The sequence below is a fragment of the Umezawaea beigongshangensis genome (assembly GCF_016464305.1).
In the GTDB taxonomy this organism is placed as follows: Bacteria; Actinomycetota; Actinomycetes; order Mycobacteriales; family Pseudonocardiaceae; genus Umezawaea_A; species Umezawaea_A beigongshangensis.
The window spans coordinates 320,615-333,133 of the sequence record NZ_JAEIOJ010000007.1; the positions used below are offsets into that span (position 1 = coordinate 320,615).

General features: G+C 67.2%; 5 protein-coding genes. All 5 read right to left on the reverse strand.

Annotated elements, in window-relative coordinates:
* Positions 1-73: 73 nt before the first annotated feature.
* A complete protein-coding gene (locus IMZ35_RS19495; protein WP_229372761.1) occupies positions 74-319 on the reverse strand; it encodes a WGxxGxxG family protein in 246 nt (81 codons plus the stop codon).
* Between the two features lie 406 nt (positions 320-725).
* Complete coding sequence (gene drmB, locus IMZ35_RS30760) at positions 726-2,567, reverse strand: DUF1998 domain-containing protein (protein ID WP_267877179.1); 1,842 nt, start codon at positions 2,565-2,567, stop codon at positions 726-728.
* 10 nt (positions 2,568-2,577) lie between these two features.
* Positions 2,578-5,796: a helicase-related protein gene (locus IMZ35_RS19505; protein ID WP_199442542.1), complete on the reverse strand. Its 3,219-nt coding sequence runs from the start codon at positions 5,794-5,796 to the stop codon at positions 2,578-2,580.
* Positions 5,793-7,703, reverse strand: coding sequence for a UvrD-helicase domain-containing protein (locus IMZ35_RS19510; protein ID WP_199442543.1), 1,911 nt, complete (start codon positions 7,701-7,703; stop codon positions 5,793-5,795). The genes IMZ35_RS19505 and IMZ35_RS19510 overlap by 4 nt, the downstream gene beginning before the upstream one ends.
* The gene (locus tag IMZ35_RS19515; RefSeq protein WP_199442544.1) at positions 7,700-12,463 is read right to left on the reverse strand and encodes a DEAD/DEAH box helicase; all 4,764 of its coding nucleotides are present in this window, start codon (positions 12,461-12,463) and stop codon (positions 7,700-7,702) included. The genes IMZ35_RS19510 and IMZ35_RS19515 overlap by 4 nt, the downstream gene beginning before the upstream one ends.
* Positions 12,464-12,519 lie beyond the last annotated feature (56 nt).

Consider the following 12,519-nt stretch of genomic DNA (forward strand, 5'->3'; position numbering starts at 1 on the left):
CCGATTCACCGGAGTGGCGGGCCGTTCGTGTGAGGACACGGCGAACTCGCAGCCCCGTCCGGAATCCCTCTCGTCAGCGCCCCGTGACGTTGCGGTCGGCCACCTGGTGCTTCTTGCGCCCCGCCAGGCCCGCCAAGCCCGCCAGACCGAGCAGGCCCAGCAGGCCCCAGTTACCGCTGCTGTCGTCGTCGTTGGTGCTGTCCTCCTGAGCCGTCACCGCGGTCGCGGCGCGCGGCGTGGCCTCGTGGGTGGACGCCGAGGCTGCCGGCGCTCCCACGAGAGCTGTACCGAGAACGAGTACCGCCATGGAGCGCTTCATGTTGTTCACGTCATCTCCCTGAGGCCGTGTTGTCCGAAAAAGCACGGATACCGCTGAAGGGACCTTCCACACTCCGACGCACAAGAACCACACGTTCGAGGGACATCTCTCACACCGTCGCAGGTGCACTGGTCTGGACGAGAATCAGATGAAGAAAGATGGTGACCGGTCACCTTCCTCGCACCTTCTACAACCGTGGAAGCGAGGGACCAGCCCCCGCTCCTGACACTGCCAGCGCTGTTCCACAAGTGCCATGACCAGAGCAAACAGAGAACCCTCATGCCAGCCGGTGGCGTTCGCCGCCGTTTGAAGCCGTTGAGCGCCATCGCCCGACGTTCAGTTCCATCGCCTGCTCCAGTTGTGCTCCAGCAAACCCAGTGCGAAAGTCCTCGGCACGTCATCACAATCAGGCATGCTGGAAGTATCCAGGCACCTCTCCGGATGGTGCACCGATGAGCAACGCACGGTCCATGAAGCTGTTGTTCAACTCGCAGCTCGTCTCGGGAAGCAACACGCACGCGTGACACGCGGCGAGGTTGACGCTGTCCACTCCGCTGGCGCCCGATTCCATGCACAGAGGGTCGTTCGAGCACCACGACGCACGGACGAGGGCAGACCGCAATGTGGCGGCGAGGCGCTCCGGAGAGCCCTGCGCGACGATGCCGCCGAGGCTGCCCGCGGAGTCGCTGGTCGCGGTGTAGATGAGGATTCCGGCCATGACATCGCTCGCGTACAGGCGCTCTCGGAGCGCGGATGCGGGGTAACCGCCGTCGAGACTCCACTCGTTAATCAGAATGTGCGACAGCGTATGCAGCAATACGAAGCGCGGCGACACAGGTGACGCAAGGGCCCTTGTCCTGGCCGGATTCGCCGGAGTTCGTTCCTTGATGAGAGCAAGGTGGTTGCGGCGGATCTGCTCACTGTGAGCGATCACCGTGGCCTGAGTCTCCCACTGCCGCAAGCGATCTCCATCCAGCCGGAGAAAAACTCCTTCGCCCTTGACTTCAATCGCCGGCAGCCAGTTGATGTCGGGGGACAGGTGGAGTTCGGCGAGGCGTTGGTCAGGAGCGGCCTCCAGCGGAGCCACCCCACGGGTGAACCCCTCCAGCGCTCGAACCTCTCGCAGCCGCTTCACGAGCATGCTGTCGGAGAGGCCCAGCTCGTGCACCGGGCTGAGATCGCCTTCCGGCCGCTCGCAGACGAACGGCTGCCAGTCCGACGTGCGGTGCTCCGGGTTGCCGCGACACAAGCGGTCGTACTCCTCCTTGCGCAACACCGCATGCGGATCGAGCGGGGCACCGCCGTCGTCGTTCGGAGCGGAGTTGTCCGCATCGATCTCGTGTGCACAACCGATCACCTCCTCGACGGTCACCCCCGCTCTCTTGAGAAGTCCCGGTCGCTGAGTGAAGTGCCAGCGGATGACCTCCTCGGGCGCCCCGATCAGCTTCTCCCGCTCGATCAGCGCGAGCACGCCCTCCCCCCATGGCGGGATCGACAACGCACTGCGCATCACCGGGTGCCACGCGGACGACGAACCTCGTTGCATGGCTCGGGGATGGCGTGTACACGGCTGCGCCTTCGCCCCGTACAGCCACGGCCGGCGGCCTTCGCAACGGATACCGAGATCCCTGAGGGCCTTGACGCGGAACGCACCCTCCATCGACACGTCGGGCACACCACACGTGCAGGTCACGACGACGGACCGCAGCGACGCGGTATTGCCGTCCGTTCGCAGCGACAGCGTCCCGCCGCAGAATCTGCTCGGCCGCTCGTAACCCCGGTGCGACCACTTCCAGTAAGGGAAGTCTTCGATGTGCCCGTCGTCGCAAGCGAGCACAAATCTCGAAGGCACCAGATCTTCATGGCAGTCCGAACAGCGTGCGCTGCCCGGGAGGCAGTTAAAGTCCCCGTAAGGCTGGAGGACATTGCACTTCGGACAGGAGTAGAAGTCCGGAAAACGCCGCACTCGAACGCCGTCATTACCCCGGTCCGGATCAGGCGCCGGGGGGAGGTGGAACGACTTGACCCCGAGGACTCGGGCGAGTCTGCGTTCGAAGATCTCCGGTGCGTCGGCGATGTTCCACGAGTCGAGGCCGGCGACGATGAACGACTCGTTGTCGATCGCGATCATCGCTCCCACCCCGTAGGTGGTGACGAGCTGCGATCGACGCACGGAGCCGAGCTTGCGCGCCCGGGGACGGGCCGGCGCTTCGGCGTTCCGACGTCGGGACGATGGAGGAGGGGTCATTTCGTCGTCCCTACCGCTTCTCAAGAAAGAGCGTCGACTCGACGTCGACGTCGCGAAGGCTCCAGAGGGTGTCCCAGCCGGTAACGCTCTCGTCGTCGACGTCGAATCCCTTCAACAGAGCTGGTTGCGTGGTGCCCCGCCTAGCCTCGTACACGAGGTTCGGCTGGTCCTGAGCTTCCTCGCGCCACCAGTCGATGAACTCGTCGAAGTGCTGACCGGTCGCATCCAGTTCGTCGGGATCAACCGAGCGGACACGATCGAGGATCACCGGCCGGACGGTCGACATGATCTCGGGCAGAAACAACTCGATGTCCGCGGCGGCCTGGTTGGGTGCCGACTTCGGGATCGTCAGCCGGGTAAGTGCTACGACGACGGCGTGGAAGCCTCGATCGCGGGCACGTGCCGAAAACGGCGTCACGCTCGTGGACTCGACCTCCCGGTAGAGAGCCGAGTGGAAGCCAGGGAAGTTCTCGTAGTGCGACCTGTCTCTTGATCGTGTCGAATTGAGCATGACTGCGATGAGGCCGGGATGCCGACGCCCCACCCGGCTCGTGGCCTGGATGTACTCGGCCGTGGTCTGCGGCTGGCCCATGACGGCCATGAGTCCCAGCCGGTCGATGTCCACGCCGACGGAAATCATGTTCGTGGCGAGCAGTACGTCCAGGACGTCCGCCTCGGGCCACCCGCGCTTCAACATTTTCAGCCGGCTCGGAATGGCGCTCGAATCAGCACGGCTGCTGAGCTCGATGAGAGCCGACGTCGACCGGGCGGCCCCGGATTCATCGCGCTTCGCCAGCAGTTCGAGGCGATCTTGCACGTCGTCGAGCACCTGCAACTCGGCGGCGGACAGCAGCCGCAGACTGTTGAAGTACCCGACGAGCGTCCAGTAGGCGTCGCGCACCTTCGGATCCGCCTCGATGCGTGCCACCGCGTGAAACAGCGTCGCGTAGGTTCTTACGAGCAACGTCGCCTGGCTCGTCGCAGGGGTGAGCAGTCCGATGTAGCGACGTGACGCTTTGTCCTCCCGCGGAGTCTCGACGGCGAACCACGAGTCCCTGGCGTCGAGACCGGCAGGCGGGAACTGGGCCAGCTGCCGATCGAACAACGCACCCACCTGATCGGAGGCGCGACGGATCGTCGCGGTCGACGCGACGATCTTCGGCCGATCGGCGAGGATGTTCACCGCCGTCTCGTAAAGGCCGGTGAGAGTCCCGAGCGGGCCGGAGATGAGATGGAGCTCGTCTTGGACGATGAGTTCCGGCTTCCGCACGTCCTTCCCCAGATCCCTGTTGAACAACGCTGCCGTCTCGGGCCGCCACGGCATGGAGGCGAACTTGTCCACAGTGGCGATGATCAACGTCGGATGAGCGTCATACACCGCGTCATCCACCAAGTGGACGGGCAGACCCGCCCCCGTCCCGAAATCGCAGCCCGCGTTCGGGCACCGCACGAGCATCCGCACGAGGTCTTCCCGCACCTCGTAGTCATCGGGGCTCAGCGGCTCTCCACACCACGGACAGGAGTGGAGCTGCACAGGATTTTCTTTTTGGAGCGGCTTCTCCGGACTGGCACGCAACTCGTGGAGCTTGATGCGGGCGCGGTCGAGCTTGTTCGGGGTCGCCGACATGCCGACCCACATGCCGATCGACACCGGAGTCGTGCCGAGGTCGTGTTCCCGTTCGGCGCGAAGGCGCTCCATGGCGCAGATCAACGCCGCAGCGCGTTCAAACTGTTGAAGCGTCAACAGACGGAGGGTGTAGCGCATCAGAACGGTCACACCGACGCCGTTCTCACCATCGCGGAGCCGGCGGAGAAACACCGTGAACGCGATCAATCCCAGGTAGGCTTCGGTCTTGCCGCCGCCGGTCGGGAACCACAGCAGGTCGGCGATCCGGCGGTCGTCGTGCTCTCGGTCGACGGTGCCTGTCAGGCAGAGCAGCATGAACGCGATCTGGAACGGCCGCCACCGCCCCGCCTCGGGATCCGGCTCACCCTCGCGCCCCCTCTCGATCCACTCCGCTCGGCTGCGTTGCCAGGCCATCGCCTGATTCGCCAGGCGGAACGCCTCGAACGGCAAGGGCCGCTCGGGGTCGGCCAGCAGTGCAACACCCGAACGCATACGACCGAGCGCCTGCTCGCACAATTGGACCTGCTCGAACGCGACCTCAGCGTGGTCGGTGCCCTCGAGCGCCAGTGCCTCCTGCTTCCGGGCCTCGATCCACTCCTCGTACCCGTCGAGCAGACCGGTGAGCGCACCGACGACTTCGCCGACGGTCCCGTGTCCGAGCCGGTGCATGCCCAGTGCGTCGTCGTCGATCTCGGGGTTCGAGTCGGTCAACAGCACTTCGTGGCTCGGTACGAGCTCGGTGCGGACGGAAGCGACGGCTGCCCGGCCCGGCATCGCGGTGCGGATCGGCGGAGGGGTCCAGTCCCACGCGACGGAGCAACCATGCCCGGTGGCGAAGTAGGGCGCGTGGCGGTGCAGCAACCGGCTTAGCGCGTGCTCGGCGTCCACCGCACCGAGCGGCGCCTTCCGCTCGACGAACGGGCTGGCGCTGGCCGGGTCGAACACCTCCAACTCGGGTTGAAAGAAGCAGTAAGCGTCGTGGAGGTCGTAGATGCCTGCGATCTGCGTGTTGACCAGCGTCACCGTCACGGTCACCGTGCCGTTGGCATCAGCGGGACGGACCAGAGTGCGCAGCTCAAGACCGACACGCAAGACATGTTTCTGCGTTCCGGCCGAGGTGACGTCGACTGCCACGGGCCCGTACTCCACAGGGAGCCGACGCCACCGCTCTCGCTGCTGCTCGGTACTGCGTGCCTCGCTCCGGTGCGGCTCCACGGGCGCACCGTCTTCGTCCTCCGGCAGGTAGACCGCGCCCGATACCTTCACGCGTACAACAGCCGCGACGGCAGGATCAACGCCGAACGTCATTCCCATGGACGACGGCTTGCGCCGGTTGGCGAGTGCGACTCCAAGATCGGCGACGCCCTGCTCGGGGTCATCCCCTCGGACGACGTCGGGTGGTGTATCCGCGCCATCCTCTGCCGCGATCGGATCCGGCTCGACGACTTGAGGGAACAGCACACCAATGGGATACGCGGTGATCGGGGTGTCGGTCGCGAGGACTTCCTCCGTGCCGCCCTGCGGGCCGAGCAAGTCGGCCCGCAGGGCGGCACGGATTTCCTCACGCAGCGCGTAATGCGCGGCGTGGCGTGACTCGGTCACGGGTTATCGTGTCCTTCCGGGACCCGGTCGGCGTGGGTCCAGTCGAAGCGGCCGAGGCCGCACAGACGGGAAGCGAGCCACACGCCACGACTGCCCAGGCCGTGGCGTTCGGTGATGGCCTGCGAACCGACGACTACTTCCACACAGTCGATCCTCAGGCCGGTGATCAGGTACGGCCACCGCTCCACGCGGAACGTGCCCGACTGCTTGAGCAGGCGCCACAGGTCTTGGCGGAAACCTCGCGAAACTTCGCCGATCGGCATGCCCTCGTGGAAGATGCCGTACTGCGGCGTCTCGGTCGACGACATGGGTAGGTCGTGCAGCCTGCGCACCACCACCACGTCGCCGGGGTGGACCGAGTCGAGCAGGTACTTCTGCGTCGCGACCGGATCGGCGGCGGGCTCCCCCACGCCGGCAGGCGCTTCGTGGCACACGTCGTACTCGGTGCTTTCGACGCCGGCGCGTATCCAACGCTCACGGCCACCGACGTACCAGCGCACGACCGGCATCGGCAAGTGCTCTGCCTTGCGCATTGCCCACGTGTCCGGGCATTCGACGCGGTACAGGTCATCGCGAGCCCGCGTCATGGCGACGTACAGCAGCCGCGCCTCGTCGAGGGCATCTGAGTCGAGCCCACGCCGTTGTGCGGTCGGGTCGAAGCCCGCGATCAGCACGCGGTCGAACTCCAAGCCCTTGGCGCGGTGGACCGTGGACACGACGATCGGGTGCGCGGATGGCGCGGTCAACTCGTCCGGCAACCGACCCTCCGCCGTCGCCTTCCGTAAGGCTTCGAGGTCGAGCTGATTTCGCGCACTGCCCGCGACAGCCCGCAGCGAGCACCACGTTTCGACGTGATCCAGGTTCTCGGGTACGCAGAGCTCGGCGAAGATCGCGTCAAAGCGGTCCTGGCCCAGCGTCACGGCACTGGTCGCCGTGAGCAGTCCGGCCACCCAGGCGGGGGCGGCGCCGGACCTCGGTGACCGCTGGATGAGATGCGGCACGGCGAGCTGTCCCAGTCGTTCGGACAGCAGCAACACCTGGGCGTTGTCCCGGCACAGAATCGCCGTGGTGCCATCGAACTCGCGCAGTGCGGCCTGCGCGAACCCGGTGTCGAACTTCCCGAAGGCGGGAACGCTCGTGAGCAGGGAGCGCATCGAACGGAGAACCGCCGACGACGAGCCGGGCTCGTCAGGTGGATTCCGCAAGCGTGCGCCGATGGGCAGTGCGACGCGCGCCTCGGCGGTGCGGGCGCGGAAGTTGTCATCGAGGACGATCTCGCGAAGCTCCTCGCCGAACGAAGCACGCACCCACCGGAAGAACAGGTCTGCCTCCTCCACCCGCTCCTGCGGGTCGGAGACCTGGAACCCGTATACCGACTGGGCCGTGTCGCCGACGACCGTGAAGCCGATGTCCGGGAAGTGGTCGAGGAACGACTCCACCATTTCCCGCCGTACGCCCACCAGATCCTGCACCTCGTCGATGATCACGTGTGCGGGCGCACCGCGTTCGGTCGTCTCGACGACTTCGTTCTCGATGGCCTCGGTGGCGAGCACGATCCGACGATCGAACCCGAAGCCGGCCAGGTCCTCGGGTCGGTGGCCGGCTTCGAGGAGCAGGTACGACGCCCAGCTGTCGAACGTCTGGGCCCGCACCCGTCGGCCGACCACCGCGGAACGGCCCGTGCGGCCGCGCAGGACTTGCGCGGCCGCACGGGAGAAAGTCCACACGAGGATGTCCGAGGCCCCGATCCCCTCGGTCGCCATCAGGTGTGCGATCCGATGGATCAAGGTGGTGGTCTTGCCCGCGCCGGCCTGCGCCGGGACCAGCAGCTTGGCATTCCAGGCGCTGGTTACGACGGTGTGCTGAGCGGGGGTGAGCGGGAAGCCCTCCTCCTCCGGATTCGTCACCGCTGTCCCTCCTGCCACAGGTGCTCGAACTCGGTGAAGGCGAGGTCGCTGTGGTAGTTCGAGATGTTGTCGCGCACATCGAGGATGAGGCAGGTATCACTGCCCCCGTTGAGACTTCCCCGCAGGCCGCGACCGATCATCTGCAGGTAGTTGTTCGGGCTGTAAACGGGACGGGCGATGACGACGGCTCGGGTCGCCGGGGCGTCGAACCCCTGCGACAGCACGCCGTAGTTGGTGAGCACCCGGATCCCGCCCTTGCGGAATGACTCGATGCGCTGGCGGCGCTCGGCCGGCGGCGTCGCGGAATCGATCGCGGCGGACCGGATGCCCCGGTCTCCGAGCTTGGCGGCCAGGAACTTCGCGTGCCCCACGGATGTCGCGAACACGAGGACCGGCCAGTCCCGCGGGAGAGCCGCGATCTCCTCGACGAGGAGCTTGTTGCGGGCGGCGTCCTCGGCCAGCCGCTGCTCCGCACTCCTGGGCAGGAAGCCCTTGATGATCTCGGCCAGCTCGTTCGGGTCGAGCTGGATGTCCGCGCCGACCAGTTCGCGGTGTTCGACGCGGGCCAGGACACCGAGTTCCTGCAGGCTCGTGATCGGGTCACCGGAGAAGACGCCCTCGTCCAGGCGTCGGTTACCGAACCGCTGCGCGAGGCGCCGAGTCAGTTCGGCGTCGTTGCGGAACGGCGTGGCGCTCAGTCCCACAAGGTGCCGAGAGGTTTCGCGGTGCGTAAGCCCGAGGTGTTCGAGGATCTCGGTGTACTGCGGGGAAATAGCCACGTGTGCCTCATCGATGAAGACCACCGAAGCGTTGCGCAACCACGCGTATTCGTCGGAGCCGAGGCACATCCGCAGCTTCACGTCAGTCGCCACGACGAGATGGGTGCGTCCGGTCACCGGGGTCGCGGAGTTGCCCGACCACAGTCGGTCGATCACCAAGGACTGCTCCGGTCCGACCTTCTCCCAGACGTACTTCCAACTCTGCACGGCCTGTTCACAGAGTTCCGTAGTCGAAGCGATCCAGAGAATCGGCCCGTCGAACGCACCCGACTCGCGGATCGTCCGGATCGCGCCTTCCGCGGCGACCCGCGTCTTGCCCGCCGCCGTCGGCAAGCTGATCATCGTCCGCTGGGGGACGACGGCGCTCAGGAAGTCCGTGAGCGCCCCCGCGAGCACCTCCTGGTAATCGTGCAGAGGGGGGAACTTCACCGGACCGAGTGCTTCCTCGCGCATCGGCGGCGCGGGCATCCGCACACCGGCGAACGCGTCGGGCAACCCCAGGTCCGTGACGAACCTCAGCGCCGCCGGGCCACCGTCGAAGTAGGCCGGAGCGCTCTCGAACCGCTCGGCGACCTCCTTGGCATGCACCCGGAGCACGCCGTCGTCGTGCGCGTGGTAGGCCATCTGCGCCAACCTGTGGGCGTCCGGCTCGCGCCCGGTTTCCGAGACCTCGCTCGCGACAAGACCGGCGGGCATGCCCTTGCGCAGGTTCTCCTCGCCGACCAGCAGAGCGATCTTCTCTACGACACTGTCGCTGTCGCGGATCATGGTCAGACGAGCCTGTACGTCGCTGTCCTTCTGCTGCCGGCGCTGCGCTTCGAGGAGCAGCCGGCACCCGTTGATCCCCAGGTTCCACCCGAACTCCTTGTCGGCGAGCACCAAGGCGTCCTCGAAGGAGGTGCCGTCCAGCAGCAGCACCGTGTCGTCCTGCCGCGCGCTCCTCAGTGCGATGGTGCGGGTGCCTTGAGGAGTGCGGATCACCTCCTCCAGTTCGCTGCACGACTGCAACTGCCGACCGTGGACGGCCCGCGCGCCCAGCCGCTGCCGCAACGCCGGGTACTCGTCGGCGAGCAGAACGGCGGGCCTGCTGAACACCGAACGCAGTCGTTTCTCGATGACGTCGCCCACGCGACGCACGCCGAGTTCACGGATCAGCAACTCGGCTTCGTCCCCGGAGTCCACCCGTAGCGCCGGGTGGCTCTCGCGGACCAGCTCCGCGTACTCGTCCTCGGTCTGGGCGACCGCGATGTCACCGCGCGGCCGGAGGTCCCATCCCTGGCCGACCCGGCAGCGCATCAGGTCCTCTTGCTCGACGAGCCGGGACGCGACCCTGGTCAACAGGGCGTACGCACCGCCCACCGACTCGTCGTCGGTGCTCGACTTCAGCCGTTCGAGGAGCTCGGACCAGCGCCGAGGCTCCACGTCGTCGACGGTGACGGTCAACCCGAGTCGCCGGGCCTTGTTCGGGCTGATATCGGCGACGGGAAGCACGGACGCGAACGCGTCCAGCTGGGGGCCGACCGCATCGCGCACGGCGACCAGCCCCATCGACGTGTTCACCGTGCCGCAATCGCGCAGCAGCCAGTTGACCGGCGACAACACTCGGTTCCTGCTGCTTACCTTGCTGCCGATCTGGCGCGTCCAGTACTCGACCAAGCCGTCCTCGGGCATCGCGGCCAGGAACGCGGCCTTGCCCTCGTCGGACAGCCCGGCGAACAGGTGCAGCGGTCCCGCGGTCGGCGCTCCGGACAGCCCGACCGTCTGGAGTTGGACCCTGCTGGCGGTCGCGTTCAGCTCCCTGCAGTACTCGCCGTGCGCCCACTGGTGGTACTCGTGGAACCAGGTGTCGTGCTCCGGTCGGCAGCCGGACCTCGGGCCATCGGTCATCCCGAGCTCGCGCAGCACCGCCAGGTCGTCGGAGTGGAACCGGACGTCGACGGCCACACCGGCGTCACGCGAACCGTCCTCCGGGACGACCGGCCCCGGCAGCAGGCAGTCGTCGATGACGCGGAAGGTTCCGGCCGTGGTCCTCACCCGCAGGCCCGACAGCTTCGGCAGCTTGTCGCGGACCGCGTCCACGAGGCCGACACCGCCCGCGGTCCGCCACAGCTCCCAGAACCGCGTCCACTCCTCGTCGCCGTAGCCCCGGAAACCCTGGTCGAGGATGCTGTGAAAGCGTCCCTGCGCGTCCGCGTCACGGATGCCGAGCCGGTCGAGGTGGCGTGACATCGTCCGGTCCCCGGAGATCCTCTGGTGCACGTACACCATGTCGTCGGTCAGCCCGTCGTCATCGTGGCGCCGGAACACGCGGCCGGCCGCCGGTGCGACGAAGTCGCCGTTCTCGGTGAGGACGACCTCGGCTTTCCTGGCCTCCCCCGCAACAATCCGGAAGGAGCTGTCCTCGGACGCGAGCTCGTCGAGGTGCGCCACGATCCGAACAGCGGTGGCGGAAGCCTCGGGGGTCCTGTCCTCGACCAACGCCTCCAGCCACGTCACGACGGTCTCCGGCTCTACGCCCGCTTCGGCGAGGACGTGGTTGACCTTGCCGCGGCGCAACCCGCTGACCTCCACCGAGGCGTGCAGCCAGTTCTTCGGTCGACCGGGGTGCTCGGCCCACAGGGCCAACGCCTCGCGGCTCAGCTTGTCGGGATGGACGCGCAGTTCGGCGGGGGTGCGCAGGACACCGTCCTGGTCCGGCAAGGAGGGCTTGGCCGCCGCGAGCTCCCAGACCTTGCCGGTCAGGTACTCGCACGCCCAGTTCGGCGACTCCTTCGTGCGTCCGGGGAGCAGCGGCAGGTACGCGGCCGGGTCCTCGCTCACGACCAGCTCCGGCAGCGAGGAGACGACCAGGTCGGCGGTCTCGTCGAGCAGCTCGGTGTTGAGTTCGCTGCCGGACAGGAGGTGCTGGCGGTCCTCGTTGGTCTTCCACGCGGCGTTGACCGCACCGCTGAGCGTGGTCGAGTACTCCGTCGGGAAGAACGCCCAGAACTCCCCCCGCTCGTGCGGCACCTGGCAGACGGTCCCGCCCTGCTCGTTCTTGGTGACCGTGTACTCCGGCACGGCCCACGACACGTCGATGACCACACGGTCGTGCAGCTCGCCCGCACCCCGCCGGGTGCGCTCGCTGACCTCATGCGGACGCTGGAAGACGCGGTACCGCTCAGATCGCGCCTTCTCACCCCCGCGGGCCTCGTGGATCGTGTGCCGCACGCCGTCGTGTTCGACGGTGATCTCACGCCGGATCACCGGCAGCTCACGGCGGTCCTCCAGCACCATCCTGCGGACGTGGTGGGAGAAGACCTGGAACAGGCGCGGGAACTCGACGATGTCCTTGCCGAGCAGGTCGTCGACCTCGGGCAGCAGCGGCAGCCGGACGACGGTCGCCGCGCCTGCGGTGATCAGCTCGTCGAGCACGCCGTCGAGCGCACGTTCGTGCCGCTCGTCCAACGGCCACGCGAGCCGCAGCACCGGCGTGTCGCCGACCGACTCCAGAGGCGGCTCACCGCCCGCCGCCCGCGCCTCGTTGACGGCCTTGAGGATCTCTTCGGCGGACCGCTCCGCGTCGAACCCGAACGACCCGGTGCAGCTGAAGAACTGCGGGGTGCGGGTCACCGACAGCACCGATTTCACGCCGACGCCGAAGCGACCGATCTGGCCGCCCCGCTTGCGCGACACCCCCATGCGCAAGATGGTGTCCGCCCCCGCCTGCGAGATGGGAGCGCCATCGTTCGCGCAGTACATGTACGTCTTCGTGAGGACGACGTGGATCGTGCCGCCCTGGTGCGCGGGGTCACGCATCTCGTCGGCGCCGTTCTGCACCAGCTCGAACACCTGCCGTTCGCCGTAACCACCCTGATGGATGCGGCGTTCCGCGTTCGCGTCCTCTTCGATTCGGTCGGGGTCGAGCGCATAGGTGCGCAGCGCCAAGCCGACCAGCTTGGCAATCATGGCAAGCACGGCGCTGACCGCGCGTTCGATCATTACGGCTTCACTCCTTGACAGCAGACGGCCTTATGCCCGCAGGCCACCGTCGTTCG